18 protein-coding genes are annotated in these 19,221 nt (G+C 42.6%); 3 read left to right on the top strand and 15 right to left on the bottom strand.

The window, feature by feature from the left end:
* Positions 1-3: 3 nt before the first annotated feature.
* From uraA to CKV62_RS01790, 5 genes are all read right to left on the bottom strand, one after another.
* On the bottom strand, positions 4-1,287 hold the full coding sequence (uraA, locus tag CKV62_RS01810; protein WP_095065244.1) for a uracil permease: 1,284 nt from the start codon (positions 1,285-1,287) through the stop codon (positions 4-6).
* Between the two features lie 105 nt (positions 1,288-1,392).
* On the bottom strand, positions 1,393-2,739 hold the full coding sequence (locus CKV62_RS01805; protein ID WP_095065242.1) for an FtsW/RodA/SpoVE family cell cycle protein: 1,347 nt from the start codon (positions 2,737-2,739) through the stop codon (positions 1,393-1,395).
* Position 2,740: 1 nt separating this feature from the next.
* Complete coding sequence (trmB, locus tag CKV62_RS01800) at positions 2,741-3,400, bottom strand: tRNA (guanosine(46)-N7)-methyltransferase TrmB (protein ID WP_038118146.1); 660 nt, start codon at positions 3,398-3,400, stop codon at positions 2,741-2,743.
* 144 nt (positions 3,401-3,544) lie between these two features.
* A complete protein-coding gene (locus tag CKV62_RS01795; RefSeq protein WP_095065239.1) occupies positions 3,545-4,234 on the bottom strand; it encodes a hypothetical protein in 690 nt (229 codons plus the stop codon).
* A gap of 360 nt (positions 4,235-4,594) precedes the next feature.
* Positions 4,595-6,349 carry a 1-deoxy-D-xylulose-5-phosphate synthase gene (locus tag CKV62_RS01790; RefSeq protein ID WP_095065237.1) on the bottom strand — a complete coding sequence of 585 codons (1,755 nt, stop codon included), beginning with the start codon at positions 6,347-6,349 and terminating at the stop codon, positions 4,595-4,597.
* A 155-nt stretch (positions 6,350-6,504) separates the two neighbouring features.
* Between CKV62_RS01790 and CKV62_RS01785 the strand changes: the two genes are divergently transcribed.
* Positions 6,505-7,002 carry a MerR family transcriptional regulator gene (locus CKV62_RS01785; RefSeq protein WP_095065235.1) on the top strand — a complete coding sequence of 166 codons (498 nt, stop codon included), beginning with the start codon at positions 6,505-6,507 and terminating at the stop codon, positions 7,000-7,002.
* A gap of 94 nt (positions 7,003-7,096) precedes the next feature.
* Here the strand turns inward: CKV62_RS01785 and CKV62_RS01780 are convergent, their stop codons facing one another.
* Positions 7,097-7,345, bottom strand: a complete 249-nt coding sequence (locus CKV62_RS01780) for a putative Se/S carrier protein (RefSeq protein WP_095065232.1) — start codon at positions 7,343-7,345, stop codon at positions 7,097-7,099.
* A 96-nt stretch (positions 7,346-7,441) separates the two neighbouring features.
* Complete coding sequence (yedE, locus tag CKV62_RS01775; RefSeq protein ID WP_197696283.1) at positions 7,442-8,503, bottom strand: YedE family putative selenium transporter; 1,062 nt, start codon at positions 8,501-8,503, stop codon at positions 7,442-7,444.
* Between the two features lie 120 nt (positions 8,504-8,623).
* Here yedE and CKV62_RS01770 point away from each other — a divergent pair, with 120 nt between their 5' ends.
* Positions 8,624-9,775, top strand: coding sequence for an aminotransferase class V-fold PLP-dependent enzyme (locus CKV62_RS01770; protein WP_095065228.1), 1,152 nt, complete (start codon positions 8,624-8,626; stop codon positions 9,773-9,775).
* A 95-nt stretch (positions 9,776-9,870) separates the two neighbouring features.
* On the opposite strand, the gene CKV62_RS01765 is transcribed toward CKV62_RS01770, so the two are convergent.
* From CKV62_RS01765 to CKV62_RS01735, 7 genes are all read right to left on the bottom strand, one after another.
* The gene (locus CKV62_RS01765; protein ID WP_095065226.1) at positions 9,871-10,701 is read right to left on the bottom strand and encodes a radical SAM protein; all 831 of its coding nucleotides are present in this window, start codon (positions 10,699-10,701) and stop codon (positions 9,871-9,873) included.
* 2 nt (positions 10,702-10,703) lie between these two features.
* A complete protein-coding gene (locus CKV62_RS01760; protein ID WP_095065224.1) occupies positions 10,704-11,507 on the bottom strand; it encodes a 4Fe-4S binding protein in 804 nt (267 codons plus the stop codon).
* Complete coding sequence (locus CKV62_RS01755) at positions 11,500-12,363, bottom strand: substrate-binding domain-containing protein (protein ID WP_095065222.1); 864 nt, start codon at positions 12,361-12,363, stop codon at positions 11,500-11,502. The genes CKV62_RS01760 and CKV62_RS01755 overlap by 8 nt, the downstream gene beginning before the upstream one ends.
* A 407-nt stretch (positions 12,364-12,770) precedes the next feature.
* Positions 12,771-13,001 (bottom strand): 30S ribosomal protein S18, encoded by a 231-nt coding sequence (gene rpsR, locus CKV62_RS01750; protein WP_004693795.1) that lies wholly within the window; start codon positions 12,999-13,001, stop codon positions 12,771-12,773.
* A gap of 39 nt (positions 13,002-13,040) precedes the next feature.
* Positions 13,041-13,439 carry a single-stranded DNA-binding protein gene (locus CKV62_RS01745; protein ID WP_038118163.1) on the bottom strand — a complete coding sequence of 133 codons (399 nt, stop codon included), beginning with the start codon at positions 13,437-13,439 and terminating at the stop codon, positions 13,041-13,043.
* A 19-nt stretch (positions 13,440-13,458) separates the two neighbouring features.
* A complete protein-coding gene (gene rpsF / locus CKV62_RS01740; protein ID WP_038118165.1) occupies positions 13,459-13,743 on the bottom strand; it encodes a 30S ribosomal protein S6 in 285 nt (94 codons plus the stop codon).
* A gap of 190 nt (positions 13,744-13,933) precedes the next feature.
* Positions 13,934-15,118: a multidrug effflux MFS transporter gene (locus CKV62_RS01735; RefSeq protein WP_095065219.1), complete on the bottom strand. Its 1,185-nt coding sequence runs from the start codon at positions 15,116-15,118 to the stop codon at positions 13,934-13,936.
* A 198-nt stretch (positions 15,119-15,316) separates the two neighbouring features.
* Between CKV62_RS01735 and CKV62_RS01730 the strand changes: the two genes are divergently transcribed.
* A complete protein-coding gene (locus CKV62_RS01730) occupies positions 15,317-16,546 on the top strand; it encodes an LL-diaminopimelate aminotransferase (protein ID WP_095065217.1) in 1,230 nt (409 codons plus the stop codon).
* Positions 16,547-16,760: 214 nt separating this feature from the next.
* Here CKV62_RS01730 and CKV62_RS01725 read toward each other — a convergent pair whose 3' ends face one another.
* Positions 16,761-18,989 carry an autotransporter outer membrane beta-barrel domain-containing protein gene (locus CKV62_RS01725; protein WP_095065215.1) on the bottom strand — a complete coding sequence of 743 codons (2,229 nt, stop codon included), beginning with the start codon at positions 18,987-18,989 and terminating at the stop codon, positions 16,761-16,763.
* Positions 18,990-19,221 lie beyond the last annotated feature (232 nt).

Raw genomic sequence — 19,221 nt, 5'->3', positions numbered from 1 at the left:
TTTTTATACATCAGTTTTCTTAAGCTGATCGTTACCGATACCCGTTTTCTGCAAAATCAATAAGATGATACTCATCGCCATACCTACCACTGTAGCAAGGCCCATACCTTTCAGCACAATCGGTCCCACAACGAGTTCCGCACCGCTAAGACCTACGACGAGAATAACGGATGTAAGAATCATATTAACGGGATTCGTATAATCCACCTTGCGCTCAACGAGCATGCGCAATCCGGATGCGGCGATAATGCCGAATAGCAGAATCGATACGCCGCCCATAACCGGTACCGGAATCGCATGAATTAAGGCAGCCACCTTACCTACGAAGGAAACAATCATCGCCAATACGGCCGCGCCGCCTATCACCCAGACGCTGAAGCATCGAGTAATAGCGAGAACCCCAATATTTTCACCGTATGTCGTATTCGGAGTGGCACCGAAAAAGCCGGATAAGATGTTAGCTAAGCCGTCACCCAACAAAGACCGTTGCAAACCCGGTTCCTTCATCAAGTCCTTTCCTACAATGTTACTGGTAACCACCAGATGGCCTACATGTTCCGCAAATACAACGAAAAGTGCCGGCATAATCATGATAATCGCATTGATATCAAAGACAGGCATACCGTAGAACTGCGGCAACGAGAACCATGGTGCCGCCTCTACGCCGGAAAAATTCACAACACCCATAAAGGCGGACAGAATATATCCGGCCACAACACCGATAAGAACCGGAATGACCGCAAGAAACCCTCTGAACACAACCGTACCGAGCAATGTTACAACCAATGAGAACATAGAAACGATGATGGCTTGACTATGACTCATCCCGAGGTTCTGATCTCCGATGAGGCCGGACATTCCCATGGCAACCGGTGCCAGTTCGAGGCCGATGATAGCAACGATGGCCCCCATCGCAGCCGGTGGAAAAAGCTTATCAATCCAACGCGTTCCGATATATCTGACCAGAAAGGACAAAATCACAAAGGACAGACCGAATACAACAAAGGCACCCTTCGCCGCTTCATAGCCTAATCCCGCCGCTAATACGGCGCCTACAGGCGCAATAAACGCAAAGCTGGAGCCGAGGTATGCGGGGATACGTCCTTTACACACGAACAGGTATAATAATGTACCGATGCCGTTCATAAACAGCGCCGTTGCCGGATCTACTTTCAGTAAATACGGAACAAGCACGGTAGAACCAAACATGGCAAATAAATGTTGAAAGCTAAGGAGTAACATTTTCCCCCAGGACGGGCGTTCTTGAATATCAATGTAATCGTTCATCGTTTTTCCTCACACAACAACAGGAACTGGATTGATTTTAAAAATAAGCGACAGATTAAATCATATCACTCAGTCTATACACAACATGTTATATAACACTATATATTAACGACCATCAGGACGCTTGCGGGTCCGAACAGGTCGCTTACGACTTTCGTTCGGTTTAAAAGGTCCCGGAAACGCTGTTTCCCCTGAATTTTTCACCGTTCGCGGTCTGAAGCGGCTCTGCGTTTCCTCCCGCAATGACGGTAATGCATCCGGTGTACCGACCTGTTTCACGCCTTCCACATTACGGCGTCCGATGCTGGCCAAAATCCCGACAGCCATAAAATTCATCAATAAAGATGAACCGCCATAGCTGACAAACGGCAACGGTACCCCCGTAACAGGCATGATCCCACAGACCATGGCAATATTAAAGAATGCCTGACCACTGATGAGCAATGTAATCCCCATCGCTAACCATTTGCCGAATGTATCGCGCGATTTGTTAGCAATGCGGAATCCAAAATATGTGAAAACGGCTACCAGTAAAACTACAAATACGGCACCGGCAAAGCCCATCTCTTGAGCCCACACGGCAAACGCAAAGTCCGTATGCGCTTCGGGCAGATAAAAATACTTAGACGTACCTTGCATGAAGCCTTCACCGAAAAGGCCTCCGGAGCCGACAGCCAACAAGCCCTGTACCGTCTGATAGCCCATATCCTGAGCATGAGGCCACGGATCAAACCAGGATTGTATACGCTCCCAACGGTACGGCGAAGATCGCGCTAATAAAAATCCAAGGAAAGCCGCTACTACAAAAGCACCGCCAAAGAACTTCCCGTCAAATCCGGCTAAGTAAATCAAGATAAAAGAAAACCCTAGAATGAGTACCATTGTACCCATATCAGGTTGAAGAATCGTCAACAAGCCAAAAATGATCGGCCACCCCAATGTCGGCAGCATATAACGCAATCGCTCGATTAAATAACCGCCTACATCAGGAAGAGGGGATTTAAATCTGGGGCGTTTCCACTTCATCGTACTCAATTTTGCCGATGTCCATATGATGGCCGCCAGTTTAGCAAACTCCGACGGCTGAATGGATATAGGCCCTATGACAATCCAACGTCGAGCGCCATTGATAACGGTCCCCATCGCAAAAACAATGATCAGACTGATAGCCGTAATCACCATGATTCGTTGCAGAATATGTTGCTTCTGCAATCGTCTATAATCATAACGATACAAAAGAATCCCCATTATTATAGATAAAATCAGATATGCAAGATGTCTTGGAAAATATCCTAGCAGCCCCGTATTATCGGAAATAGAGCTGATATAGGTGGCACTAAAAATATTAATACTACCTATAATCGTAATAATCAATATAGGCAATAACATGCCTTGCAGGTCATTTTTGAAAAGCGTCCCCCAACGACTGATGCCTTTATTTGGAGATTCCATATTAAACCTCCTTTATGACTTTCGGTTTAATCGCTTCCAAACGGAAAATCGGCTGCCCTTTTGCACTGAATTTCTCTTCGTACTCAGTTTTTACATTCGGTAAGTCGGTACTATGCAAATCATAGGTTACATTTTTAAGTTCCCAGCCGCAGGCCTTGAATTCCTCAAGGGAAAACATAAACAAGCCTTCATTATCCGTCTTAAAATGCACCTCTCCGCCGTCTTTTAAAAGGCGCGCATATCGATCCAGGAACGTATGATATGTGAGTCGACGTTTTGCGTGTTTCGCCTTAGGCCATGGGTCACAGAAGTTAATGTAAAATCTGTCTACCTCGCCCGGTGCTACAATATCTTCAATACCGGCAATATCAAACAAAGATACTTTCGCATTATCCCGCTTAGCTTCAAAAATTTTTCGTGCCGCATAATAAATAACGCCGATTTGTACCTCAAAGCCCACAAAATTCGCATCCGGATAAGCCTCTGACATGCCTGCGATAAAGCGACCTTTTCCCGTTCCAAGTTCCATATAGAGAGGCCGTTCAGGATGTGAAAAGAGGTTTCGCCACTTTCCTTTATGATCCGCCTGTCCGGACAAAATAATATGAGAATCATATTCGTGGATAGCCTCATCAATCCACGGTTTTCTTCGAAGGCGCATGTTATCTCCTTACGTTTATTTACATCGTTTATATCTATTTAAGTAGGTCATATACCTATCTTTTTAATTATAGAAAAGGGGGATATAAACGTCAATCCTATTCTAAGCACAAAAAGACCTGCTTCCGTAGAAGCAGGTCTAAGACTAGTTAAAAATCATGCTTTCAAGATTTTCTATTTGATACTTGCTAAGCCCTAATTCAGATAGACTCTTCTCAGCAGTGGTAAATAAATTGTTTTTACCAACGCGGGTTCCCAATGCTGCAGCCGCTACCAGTTCACGATCTAATTTACCTAAACGGGAGCGATTGCGGTTCTGAGGTTTCGGTTTTTTCATGCGGAACGTATTATACTGCACTGCATCCTTATCCTCATCGTTTTTAGTTTTTTCCAGTGTCCCCGCTACAGTGGTGCCATTCCCCAAAAGGGCACCCAATCCTGTACGCTTCGGCACCAATTTTTCATAATCATCCCCAAATTCAGGGCGTTCTTCACGCAATTCCGCAAAGGTGGCAAGAGCTGTATTCATCTGTTTCAACCCCGCAGCGGAATACAATTGACGAATTGCAATGCTCACCTCTTGAGGTGTCAATGTACCGCTTTCTATAGCAGATGTAATAGTTTGTTTCAAAGAAGCTTGATCCCCATTTGCCGTATACCGACCAATCAACACCAAATCCTTTTGTCTTGCATTAAGCTCTTTCGGTGTATATGTATTTATTTCTGAGATAGGCGGTGCCTGCTTCGATACCTGCTCACCCGCCCCATTAGCCTCGAACATATAGCCACCGGCAACGATAGCCAAGGCTAATGTTAAGGTTAATACTCGTTTCAACGTCCTGCAATCTCCCTTACCATTAATGTTATATAGATTTATCAAGCAATAATACTGTAGTTACATACATTAACAACAATTATTCTTACTATAATACATACTGTAGGTATTATTATATAATACTTCATCTAATTTTTATAGTCCCAGTTCCAAAAAAACTATAAATTTTTAACAATTATAACAAAACTATAAATTTAATAACAATCGAGAACTGTCATCAAATCAATCTTTATGCGGACTTACAGCATTTTAAAAACCATTACCAATTCTTAACATTCGAAAACTCCGCAACTATAATTATTTGTATAATTTTGATAAATCAATATTATTGATAAGCCTTAAGATTAATATCATTAAATTTTATTGCAACATCCGTTTTGCATCAGCTGTAATCTGTTCAACCGACACCCCATTTTCCCGTAAAAGTTCAGATGCATCGTAACGATCATGAAATTCTTTAGCAATGCCGTAATTTTTCACACGCATTGCAGAAGGCCCGTAAAAGCTGGCTACACGCTGCCCCCAACCACCTTCTACAACGCCGTCTTCTAAAGTAAATACAACAGAATGATTCTCTTTTAATTCTTCTAACAAATCTTCATCAATACCGGACGCAAATTTAGGATTTACCACGGTTGCATTAATACCTTCTTTAGCCAATTCATCAGCAACTTGATTAGCTGGATGGTAGAAATTACCTAAGCCTAACAAAGCAATACCTTCACCACGACGAGTGACTTCAGATTTATTTAATACGCTATAATCAGTCATATCAGCCACACCAGTCGACACAAACTCACCTACAGGAACGCGAATGGCTACAGGATGCTCATTCTGATGAACCGCATAAGCAGTCATTGCTAACAATTCCTCCTTATTCGTCGGTGCCAAATATACAAGATTCGGGATACTCGTAAGCATCGGAATATCAAAAAATCCTAAATGAGTCACATCATTCATACCATATACGGAAGCCATATGATTTATAATAACCGCACTATTATTATTAACACAAAGATCCTGCACTAACTGGTCATACGTGCGTTGTAAAAACGTACTGTATACGTTAAATACAGGTTTCCCTCCATTTTTCGCAATACCGGAACTCATCGCGACAGCATGTTCTTCCGCAATACCGACATCAACATATTGCTTTCCTGCCTCTTTACGCCAGTCCGAAACAAAGCAAAAACCGCCTGGAGTACCCGCATTAATTGCCACAACAGTAGGATCAGCCTTAATTTGTTCCATCAAATAATCGGCGATAACCCCCGCATAAGATGGTCCGTTATCAACGTGTTCAGGTTTACCTGTTTCAAGATTAAACGGCATGGTCCAATGGAAAGCTTCTTTATTTTGTTCTGCAATAGCATATCCCTTACCTTTTTGGGTAACGATATGTAAAACGATTGGATGGTCAATATCTTTTACATCCTTAAACACATGAATCAGTGTCTCTAAATCATTACCATCTGCTACAAAACGATAATCTAGACCTAGAGCCTTAAAGATATTGTTAGAACTTTCACCATTAGACTCACGCAATTCGCGAAGGCCACCATACAAACCACCATGGTTTTCTGCAATGGATTGATCATTATCGTTTACGATAATAATCATATTACTGTTTAATGTTGCGGCATAATCAAGACCTTCAAAAGCTTCCCCACCGGATAAGGAACCATCACCAATGATGGCAATAATATTTTCAGAGTCACCCTTTAAATTTCGAGCAGTAGCTAAGCCAGATGCCAAAGAGATAGATGTTGAGGTATGACCAATGTTAAAGAAATCATGGTCACTTTCAGTTGGGTCCGTATAGCCTGTTACATCATCATAATGGTCGTGATCTAAAAATGCTAAGGCACGTCCTGTAACCATTTTATGTACATACGATTGATGGGATACATCATATACGATTTTATCTACAGGAGAATTAAATACATAATGCAAGGCCATAATCATTTCAGCTGCCCCCATAGGAGGGCCAAAATGACCGCCATGTTCAGATACCTTTGTCATAAGAGCTTGACGAGCTTGTGCTGTTAAGTCTGTTAATTCAGAAATAGATAAACCTTTTAAATCGGCTGGGGATTTTACATCAATTAAATTCATACGTTTCCTTTCTATTTGTTTTGTATTATTAACCGTGCTATACTTTACTTCAAGTATGTACTAAGTATAGAACTTAAAGTTAGGTTTAAGTCAATACACCCTACATTTACAATTTTTATATCCATCTATAAATGAAATATATATTAGGAGGTTCAATGACATATACTGTTGGCGAAATTGCAAAAAAACTGAATATAGCACCTTCTGCTTTGCGTTATTACGACAAGGAGGGCTTATTGCCCTTTGTAGAACGTTCTAACGGAGGTATCCGTATATTCCGCGAAGAAGATATGGATTGGCTGGAGTTAATCGAATGTATGAAACGTACGGGTATGCCTATAAAAGAAATCAAACATTTTATCGACTGCTGCGTTGAAGGCGATATCCGTATCAACGATCGATTATCTATTATTAGAAATCAACGAGATCGTGTGCTAGCAGAAATTGAGCACCTACAAGCTCGCTTATCTATGCTAGAGTTTAAAACATGGTTCTATGAAGAAGCACAACGTCGAGGCACTTGCAGCTTTTATGAAACAGCAACCCCTGATGATATTCCACTTGAGTATCATAAATATTTCGAACGCAAATGGCGCGCCGATAAAGAAGCCACCGAAAATGGTGAACCACCTAAAAAATATAGAGCTATATAACAAAGAGGAGCTATCCAGCGGATAACTCCTCTTTTTGCAGTACATAATAATTATAGAACCGCTTAAATTAACAGACCCTAATAAACAATTAACTCTATTTATTAGGACTTTCAAATATAGTTCTATATCCCCCATCCATTATAGCAACGATTTGTTCAATCTCACCGGTCGGATCATCTGTAAACGTAAAACTTTCACCAGCATCAAAGGAGGCACTGGTTCCACAGGACGAACTCAGATCGCGCGGTACAGGACGCAGTTCTATATCGGTTACCCCCTCAGGGGCCTCACGTTTAAATCGAATCGCACCGAAATGGGAATAAAAAGTAGCAATATATTTCATAGATACTCAATTCTAGGTAATTTAACAAATGGAATTATAGATTACAAATATCAACTATACATTAATCATATCACATAAAGTCCAAACTGCTACAATCTAAGCATCAGCGCGTTTTGTATTAAATATAGCAATGATGAGTGCTACTATAAATCCAACACCTACAGCAATCTGACCATTCAATGTAGGCCCTGCACCGGATGCGGCAAGGCCAAAATTATGTGCAAATGCAGCCCCTGCCGCAAGGCCAAGTACTGTAACAGCGGAATCGGAATTACCTTCACCAGTCATGATAAGTTGACGCAACGGACAACCGCCAAGCAATACACTGCAGAAACCTGCAAGCGCCATACCCAGGAAGTTCCACAATCCATCTGTATGTGCAATCGGTTGGTTTTCAAAGCCGAGATGGAAATTACCAAAGCTGATATTTACAACGAATACACCAATGAGAACAGCTAAATAACCAAAGATAAGAATAGATTTTTTGAACAAGAACAAATCACGGAAGCCACCAACGGTGCAAAGTCGGCTTAATTGAGCAAGGCCGCCTACAACCAGACCTGCGACCAAGGAAATAAACCAAGGTGCATGCATTGAGCCGGGACCTTTTTGACTAAAGAGGATAAATGCCGGTGCAGCCACAAGGAGAATCAGCAAAGCCACTTGAATGGCAGGCATCATGGCTGATTCCAGTTTACTCAACGCATAGGTACGTTGCAATGAATATCCGCGCTTTAAGAAAATCGTTCCGATACCGACACCTCCGGCAAAGCCGAGAATACCGAAAATAACATTTAAATCGCCTCCGCCCAGGCGCAAAATCATGCGAAGAGGACACCCGAGAAACATTAAGGAACCGATCATGACAAAAAAGCCGAGAATAAATCGAATGATAGGCGACGAACCTCCCTTGCTCTGATGTTCCCCCCGAATAATGGATAATGCATAAGCGCCTAATATAAGCCCGATGACTTCAGGGCGAATATACTGTACCGGTGCAGCCCGGTGCAGCCCAAGACTACCAACGGTATCACGAATAAAGCAGGCGATACAAAACCCCATATTAGCAGGATTACCTGCCAACACCAGAAAGCCTGCAATGGCCCCGATAATAAGACCTGAAATAATCAACGTCCGTTTCTCATGAAACCCTTTCATAATAAACTCCTTTCCGCTTACCTATACAACAAAACCAAACTATATGAATCCACCCGAATAAAAATATATAAGCATGATATAATAACCATAAATATACATTATCATTCATGGAGATTGCCTATGAACTATATTTATCTGGACAATGCCTGTACGACATTTCCCAAAGCGCCGACCGTAGCGAACGCTATGGCAAACTATATTACAAACCGGGGAATTAATATCAACCGAGGCTCCTACACTCTCGCTTATGATGTAGAAGATATCATCTATACGACACGCGAACGTCTGCATCATCTATTCAACGGCTGCGATCCGTCCCATGTTATCTTTACACAGAATGTTACGATGGGCCTCAACATGGTCATTAAGGGGCTGCTCAAGCAGGGGGACCATGTACTCGTCAGCTCGATGGAACATAATGCCGTTATGAGGCCGCTGACCCAATTGCTTGCAGATGGCATCACATTTGATGTCATTCCTTGCGATACAACAGGATCTATCGACCTCCCTGCAATACAGAATCTCATTCAGCCCAAAACAGTGGCTATCATCATCAATCACGCCTCTAATGTATGCGGCACCGTACAACCTATTGCGGAAATCAGCGAAATATGCAAACGCCATAATTTACATTTCATCGTCGATAGTGCTCAGACAGCGGGCACACTGCCTATCGATGTGAAAGCATCACACATTGACGCACTCTGTTTTACAGGACATAAAGGATTACTCGGTCCGCAAGGTGTCGGCGGTATTGTAATGACAAAAGATATGGCAAATCAACTCATCGCACTTATAGCGGGCGGTACCGGCAGTTTTTCGCACTTGGAAACCATGCCGACCACGATGCCTGACGCCTTTGAAGCGGGCACGTTGAACTTACCCGGCATTATCGGCCTCAACGAAGGACTTAGATTTATAGAGTCTCGAGGAATAGAATCAATTCACAACCATGAAATGGCTCTAACCAAAACATTTCTCGCAGGATTACAAGCGATAAAGGGCATTCATATCATCGGTAAACAGGATACACAGGACAGGACAGCCGTCGTGTCAATCACCGTAGACAATATGGATCCGGCCACCGTAGCCTACGAGCTCGAATCAATCCATCACATCATGACTCGTGTGGGGCTTCATTGTGCACCGCGAGCGCACAAAACATTGGGAACCTATCCCAAAGGAACCGTGCGTTTCTCCTTCGGCTATGCCAATACCCAGGAAGATGTAGCAAAAACACTGTCCGCACTGCGCATAATTACGAATACTTAAATAATCTAAAGGTTATATATTATATATAGCCTTTTTTTCGTCCAAAACATTTCATTTATAGTGGGTACATTTTACACGAGAATATATGATTTGCCCTATGCCTCGCATAGTCGTCCGATTGCATCGGCACGGCACCGATTGCAATGTGTCATCTGAGGCACATAGCGTCGAATGAACCGGCGTATATTGTCAATTTCATTCTTCGTCGGGCTCCGATGATTCGCAAAGAATGTATCATGTACGGGAATCATGGCGATACAATTCATCAAGTCGACACCCCACTCTTCCGCCTGTTTAGCGATAGCCGGTACATGATCCATGTTGACTTCCGGTACAACCACCGTATTAATTTTGACGATAATATTTCGTTCCTTTAATTTTCTGATACTTTCAGCCTGACGTTCCAATAAAATACGAGCCCCCTCGATACCTCTATAAATCGTATCATCATAGCACACCATGGAATACATATGGCTCGCCACGACTGGGTCGATAGCATTTACCGTAATCGTCACATGAGTAATTCCTAAATCATGAATAGCGTCAATATAATCCGGAACGGCAAGACCATTACTGGATAAACACAACATCACATGAGGGATTTCACGTTTCACGAGACGAAATGTTTCGAGGGTCTTATCCGCATCACACATGGGATCTCCGGGTCCAGCAATACCGACAACGGAAATATCTCGACGCGCATCAAATACCTTCCGCACAAAAGATACAGCCTCTTGAGGCGTATATATATGTTGTGTCACGCCCGGACGATTTTCATTGGCACAATCGTACATGCGATTACAATAATTACATCGAATGTTACAATTCGGTGCTACCGGCAAATGTAATCGTCCCCAGTTGGCCGCGGCATCCTTGTTGTAACACGGATGATTTTGCAGGAAACTTTGTCCTTGAATCTCTTTCATACTCAACCTTTCCGTCCGAACTTAATGGCATTCTTATGACATACATGCAAACAATCACCACAGTTAGTACAGTTCATTTCATCGGGGCGAGTTCCCATTTCACAGATGCGCAGGCACGCATCACAGTTATCACAAGCATCGGTTTTATAGACTCTGAAGATAGAAATCTTACGAATCAGTTCCATGATGCCCCCTACAGGACATACAAATCTGCACCATACATTAGCAATAATAAGGGATGCGGCGATAATGGATACCACCGTAATGGTACGGGCAGCCCAATACCATTCTGAGAACTGCATAGATAAAATGACTGCATTAAAATATTCATCACTCGTCCGTATCGGTATCATAATGCGGGGATTGCCGTATTTGAAATATACGATAGCGCCTAATACAACCATAATCACCATCCCCAGCTGGAATAAACGCATATAGGACTTTCGATTTTTCCATTTGCTTATTGAAAGTTTCCCCAGCATTTGATTTACCCATCCACTTGGACAGAACCAACTGCAAAAAGCACGGCCAAAGAGGACTGCCATAATCGGGATGATAATCCACCATGCATAGAAATACGCGGTAATTCGCCCCCAGCAGGTAATCATGGAGCAGCTTTCACAGTTGACGAAAGGCACGATATAAGGACAGCGGAACACTCCGTAATACACCCATTTGCCCATAATAAAAAGAAATATAAACTGCACGATACGGCGCCATATGGATAGTTTTTTTACTGATCTGGATGCACAGGCATTTTCGGATTGAGCAGTACAGCTTGTGGATGCATGACATTGATTACACATCTTTTACACCGAACCTTTCTATCAAATCGAGACCTCTCGCACTATGAACGGATGTAAACCCGTGGTTTTCAAGGATTTGTTGCCCTTCCCTGGAGCGTGTAAACTCAATATAATCCGATGCTAATGCACGATCCTGCACATATTTCATCGTGTTAATGGTGAAAGTCAACGGTGCCGGCGGCACGAATTGTGGTGATATCGGGAAATATTCGATGCGATCCTTAAAACGGTCATGTGTAGTGAGCCGTTTTTCAATAATGGATACGTCCCCTTTCCCCTCTATAAGGTCGCACATCATAGAGATAACACAGGCATTTTCAGATACCATGTTTTTCATAATTCCCTCTGTCAAGCCGGATAATTTCATAATCCCCTTTACGGAAGCACTGCCGGGCGGTGATGCTCCCAGCGGCAACATGATCCGGACACCCGGCTCAGCCATATCCTGCAAATCTCTTATCCCCGCAGGATTTCCTTTCGGTGTCACGATAACATAGTCTGTAAAACATAGCGGTTCAAAGGCGATACTTACACCCTTCTTGCGCATAGTTTTCGCCAATTCTAAACCGCGAGCGCCAAAAATCTCGGTGCGACTCTTTCCGGCCATCAGGGATTTACCGATTGCCCCCGCAAAAGCACCTGTGTACTGAATATTATGTCCGGTATGCATCGTATAGACTTGATTTAAATCTAAAAAAGCCTCCGACAGCCCTCCACAGGTCCACACTTGAAGTGAATCAGTCTGTGTCGGTTTATACGCACCGCGTATAAACGAGGGTACTGCGGAAGCTGCGGCTAAAGCTAAAGCGCCACCAATAAATTGGCGCCGGGATATATCTTTTTTCAAAAATCCCACATACTCACCACCTTTTTACTGAACTTTACAGCATTCTATATATTTGTATTATAATATGAATTTAATGCATAATTCTAATATTCTATGCATTTTAGGTGAAATCTCTTTATACAGATTAATCATATTAAATACCATAATTCATCTAATTCTATAAAAACGATCTCTATATATTCACATCGACAATATTGAATATTTATTACATTCATATATCATGCACTTTTCGGCAAATAAAGAAACGGTATATATACTATGCATTACAGTTATAGCAACAGGCTATCAAGCAGTTTATTATTTCTAGATAATTTTACATTTATATTTACGTACTTGGTGTAACTGATGATTACTTATACCTATCAGGCGTAAAAAAAGCGGTACAACCGATTGGTTGTACCGCCTTGATTCATCAATTATTCAGCAGTGAATGGCAATAAAGCGATTGCACGTGCACGTTTGATAGATGTAGTCAATTTGCGTTGATGTTTTGCGCAAGTACCGGAAATACGACGAGGTAAGATTTTACCGCGTTCAGTCGTAAAACGACGAAGTTTAGCAACATCTTTATAGTCGATTTGATCGATATGGTCTGCACAGAAAACGCATACTTTTCTTCTTGGCTTTCTGCCTCTATCTCTTCTCATTGCGAATCCTCCTTTTCGAATTAGTAGGAGTCCCTGACACTAGAACGGGATGTTTTCGTCATCGCCGCCTGTACTGAAACTATCAAAATTGGACCCACCATCGAAAGAATTAGTATTCATATCAAGGGATTGGCCCACAAAGTTCGCTACCACTTCGGTAACGTACCGCTTTTGACCATCCTGAGTCTCATAGGAACGAGTCTGCAAGCGACCTTCTACAAAGCAACGGTTGCCTTTACGAAGATTACCTGCCGCTTCACCAAGTTTACCCCACGCAACGCAGTTGATGAAAGCAGTCTGTTCTTTCGTCTCATTCGTTGTGGAATCAATATAGGTATTCGTTGCAGCCACTGTGAAAGTTGCCACCGCACGACCTGTTTTGGTATAACGGACTTCAGGGTCACGAGCTAAATTACCTAGAATTTGTACAGAGTTCATGTTTTCCTCCAGGCTTTAATTATGCGTCGTGTTTTACAATTAAATGTCTTAGGACTTCATCGTTGATTTTTATTACACGATCGATTTCTTTGATTTCAGCAGGATCTGCTTCAAAGTTAATCAATACATAAAAACCGTCAGTGAATTTCTTCACCGCGTAAGCAAGACGTTTCTTGCCCCAACGATCTACCTTTTCTACTGTGCCGCCTACACGAGCAATTAAAGCTTCTACTTTTTCAATAACAGCGTTAGTTGCTTCCTCTTCAGCTGGTTTCACAATAAACATGACTTCGTATTTGTTCATACAAAATCACCTCCTCTTTCGGACTAATGCCCCTATCGACACATAGGGGTAGGAAGTGCTTACCATCAATAAGCCTTACTATTATAACCTAAATATATAATGAAAGCAAGGACACATTTTAAACTGCATCTCCCAAAAATGTATCCAATTCTTGGAGGCAGTTTATTTATAGCCCCTGCTTTCATAAAAATTATATTCTATTGTATCGTTCATCCTCCGGATAAGCTATTACAGCACAGAGAATAACAAATATAGCGATGATTCCCATCATCGGATATGCCGAATCGTTCGGCAGGAAGGTCAACATCAAAGATGATACGATACCGCTGCCATATTGCATAGCCCCCAATAAAGCAGCCCCCGATCCGGCCATTTTGCCGGCACGATCTAATGCCAATGCATTCGTAACCGCTGCGATAATCCCATTCATGGAGAAAAATAAAAAACAACCGATAACGATTAACCACAGCGAATGATATCCTAAAAACATCAATCCCATCACAATCGATACGCAAAAAGCGGCAAACAGAGTCGCATACCGCAATAATCGATCGAGGCGTATAGCACTGACGATACGGCGATTGATGGCGCTCAACAACATAACACCGATAATATTAACAGCAAACAGATATCCGAAATATTCGGTCGGAACTTGATATACGTCAATATATACGTATGGAGAGCCTGTTAAAAACGCATAAATGGCAATATAAAATGAACTCACACAGAGTGTATATTTCATAAATCCCTTATTGCGTAATAAAATCCAATAATTTATATATGTATGGCTGATAGAACGCTTGCTGCGTTTCTCCCGGGGATGTGTTTCAGGCAATACAGCCACCGCCACGAGCATCACTATACCGATTCCGACCAATAGCCAGAATATGGCATGCCATGTATACCACAAAAGCAAATGCCCCGCCAGCATCGGCCCCACAATAGGCGCAATCGCCATGACAATGGCAAGGGTCGACAACATCTTAGCCGCCTCGGTCCGACCATAGAGATCTCGAATCATGGCCCGAGATAACATAGGTCCTACACAAGCACCAAACGCCTGGAATACTCGCCAAGCAAGTAACTCCATCATGGATGAACTCAATGCACATCCTACAGAACCGATAATGAATAAAACTATCCCAATTATAAGAGGCTTCTTACGCCCAATTTTATCACTAACGGCGCCCCAGAAAAGCTGTGCCAACGCAAAACCTATTAAGAAACCGGTCAACGTAAGCTCCGCATCACCATTGAGATCTCGCCCCATTGCAGGCATAGCAGGCAAATAAATATCCGTAGATAATGATGTAAACGCCATTAAGGCACTTAATATAGAAATAAAAAGCCATCCTTTATTGCTAATCGTCAGCATAAAGTCACCACTTTCATATGCACACAGAACCACAATTTAATAACTATACATCCTCATTATACCAAAGCTAAGAATATAATAAAAAGCGTAGCAAAAACTACGCAAGATTCTATAGAAAACTATTGCACCATTATTCTATATAATTTACTATATAAACTATACATGATATAAAATTCCAATCACAGAAAAGGAGTCCTCATGGCCAATATTAATGAAAACTATTTAAACCTACAAGGTTCTTATTTATTTGCCGATATCGCTAAAAAAGTTGCAGATTATCAAGCGGCTCATGCGGATGCGGATATTATCCGTCTCGGTATCGGCGATGTTACATTGCCGCTCGTACCGGCAGTAATCGATGCAATGAGTAAAGCCGTTCAGGAAATGGGAAAAGCGGAAACATTCCGCGGCTATGGTCCCGAACAAGGCTATGATTTCCTTCGCCAAGCAATCATCGACGGCGATTATAAACCATTAGGCATCAAAATCGCTCCGGATGAAGTTTTCGTATCCGACGGTGCTAAATCTGATGTCGGTAATATCCAGGAATTATTCAGCGAAGACAATATCATCGCCATCACCGATCCGGTATATCCGGTTTATCTTGATTCCAACGTTATGGGCGGCCGCACCGGCGAAGCGGTGGACGGTATTTTCCAAAAGGTTGTGTACCTGCCTACCTCCGCTGAAAATAATTTCTCTCCTGAGTTTCCAACAGAGCACGTAGACATCGTATACCTCTGCTCCCCTAATAATCCGACGGGCACGGTGTTAAGTCGCACGCGTTTAGCTGAATGGATCAACTGGTGTAAAGAAAACGATGTAATCCTGATGTTCGACTCCGCCTATGAAGCTTTCATCAGTACGGATGATACGGTTCACTCCATCTATGAAATCGAAGGTGCCCGTGAAGTGGCTATCGAGTTCCGTTCCTTCTCCAAAACGGCCGGCTTCACCGGTACACGTTGTGCCTATGCAGTAGTACCGAAAGAGATAACAGGGAAAACTAAATCCGGTGAACGTCAAGCGCTCAATCCTATGTGGAACCGCCGTCAATGTACGAAATTCAACGGGGTTCCTTATATCATTCAACGCGGCGCCGAAGCGGTTTATACAAAAGAAGGCCGCGAACAGACACGCACTAACATTGCATACTACAAAGAAAACGCCCGCATCATCAAGGAAGGCCTCGAATCTATCGGCCTCACTGTATACGGCGGGGTCGATGCACCATATATTTGGCTTAAAACCCCCGAAAATATGACAAGCTGGGAATTATTCGACATCTTGCTTGAAAAGGTTCAAATCGTATCTACACCGGGGTCCGGCTTCGGACCTCACGGCGAAGGCTACCTTCGTTTAACATCCTTCGGCAGTCGTGAAAATACGATTCGCGCTGTTGAAAGAATCAAAACTTTACAGTTCTGATAATCATTCAACAGTCCGATCATCGTTCAAAATGCACAAATAACTATATACATAGAAAGACCGGGTACATCTTCATTTATTCGAATGAGATGTACCCGGTCTTTTCATATCATTTAGGACTTTAATATTTACTTGATAATGCCGATATTTAGTTTACGACACTTATTTTAATTAATGACGATTACTTTTAATTAAACGTATCCTCATAAACCAATTAGAAGCTATACCGTATCCCCGCATCCACGCGATAGGAATTATCTACCTTAGCACCAAAGTTTTTGGTGAAAGTCCCGTATACATATGTGTTCGGACGTACGCTCCAGGAACCTCCGAGTTCAAGATCAAGCCATGTATCTTTTAAATTTACTTCACTCCTTGTTGTCGCTTCTCCGGCCATACTGTATGTAGCATTCATTTTACCGGAAAACTCATGGGCTAAAGCAGCCTTAAGGAAGATATTGCTGTTCTTATTTTCCTTACCGATGCCTACACCGACGCGGCCGATAACGGAATTAATCCCATCAGAATCAATATGTACGTTGCTGCCCGCGTCAGTTCGAGCATCAAAGCTTTTACTGGACAAACGGCTGAACGACAACTCCGCATTAGGATCGATATAAAAACCATTGTCCTTCTTAATCCGTTTACCATATTCAACACTCAAGGACGCCCCTGTATTATGGTAATCACCGCTTAATGTAGTGCTTAAACTATTTCGAACGGTGAAGTCATTTTTCAAACGATTTACCTTACCAATCACATCTACATAACGGCCATCGGTAAACTGTTTTGCACCATATAGAGCTAAACCCGCCGTTTTACCTGAGCCGGAGCCTTGCGCATAATCACTATGGCTCGTGCCATACAATAAAGCGCCACCGACTGTCCAGTCACCATGAAGCGTATCATAGCCCACCTGTGCCATGTTGTACGTTTGATTTACATAGGCATCATCTGTCATTTTAGACTTACCGCCAATATATTTGCCCCAAACACCATGTGCAGCCGGATTGATACGCACATCCCCGAGACGACGTTGCAAATCATTCGTATCGGCCCTCATCTGCATAACAGAAGAAGTTAACGCACTTTTAGCCCCTGAAACCAATTCACTTTCACGGGTCGTCATCGATGTTTTATCAGATACATAAGCTCTGCCGTTTACATCATAACCTTCGGTTCCAAGATTAGCCGTCACCGTCGGACTGATAATGCCTTCATCGACCTGTACCGTAGTGGACAGATTGCGTTCCCCTTTAGTATATCCGGCATATACCAGTTTATTGGCCAAACGATTCAATACATCCCTGGGATTCGCCGATTTAAAATCACCGGATTCATTCAGAGCACCTGAGGAACTGTGCATGGTAAGAGCCGAACCTGTATCGGCATGATTGACAACGATGTCGCCTTTCCCGTTTTTCATGGCCGGAGCGCCCTTCAAATAATCCGCCACAGCATGACCTTTGTAATTATTGATCGTTATAGTTCTTTCATCCACCGGCTGAATAATACCGCGACTCGCCTCATCCGCACCGCCTATAAAGTGCTCCACTTTACTGCCTGTATACAAATAATTTGCCGTATCGGGACGACCTTGCGTCGGATATACACGTTCCGCCCCTAACCATTCATTGCGCCACGTAGCACCATTCTGCAGATATAATCTTAAACCGCCATGATATGGATTGTTATTGCTTTCATCAAATTCATTAAGTACACCGCCAACTAATTTAGAATTAGGCGTTGTTAAGCCCAAAGAAATTTCAGATCCATGATTATAAGGATTCACTTCAATGCCGTAATTCTTATTAATAAACCCTACATTACCGTACATCTTCACATCATTTTTCCCCGGATGTAAACCATCCATCCCGATATTCACGTAAACAAAACCTTCCTCGGAAAGTGCGGAATATGTATCCGAAGTATCTAGCGGATGTGTTTTAACATCTGCACCGCCGAGAACGCGAATATATCCGTCTTTATTTGCCTGTAAACCGACACCGACCACATCTATATCGGCATTTCCCTTTACAGTAACGCGAGTATCGTCATTATTGCCGTCACTGGTGAGACCGCCATAGCCGGCATAAATACCGCTCATATAATAATGCGCTAAATCAGGTCTTCTCTGAGTTCCGCTTTCAGCCGGAGCAGGATTTTTAACCTTTATCGTTACATTTTTATCCAATGCCACTTGCGTCCCATCAAGCGCATAAATAGCCGTTACATTATTATGGTATTTCGTACCGTTCACGCCCATGCCCGATACATCTACGGTCACATCATCCGTATAGTGCCTCGTCTCCCCCCACAAATTAAGTCCTATGGATTTACCGTCCGTATGGCTCGTGATCGTCGTAGCCGATACCATAACATCTGCGCTGGCGCCCGTAATAAGCAATGCCGCTATAACGGCAATATATGTAGTCCTTTTCATGTGCTGACCTCCTCAAACGTACACACAATAAATATCTACTTTTATTCTATCCGCCCAGAGGGTGTATGTGTCAATTCTTGGACATATGATGTTTTCTTTTCAATCCATAACCATGAGCTATGTATCGATATAGTTGTGCAAAATATAATTAGAGGATTATACCTTTACACATCGCCGAATAATATTCTATAGAATATTATTAAAAGCACTCATTCTATGCTATAATATTCAA

Source organism: Veillonella rodentium (assembly GCF_900187285.1).
Lineage (GTDB): Bacteria > Bacillota > Negativicutes > Veillonellales > Veillonellaceae > Veillonella > Veillonella rodentium.
The sequence above is the reverse complement of the archived record's forward strand: the minus strand, read 5'-3'. Positions and strand labels throughout refer to the sequence as shown.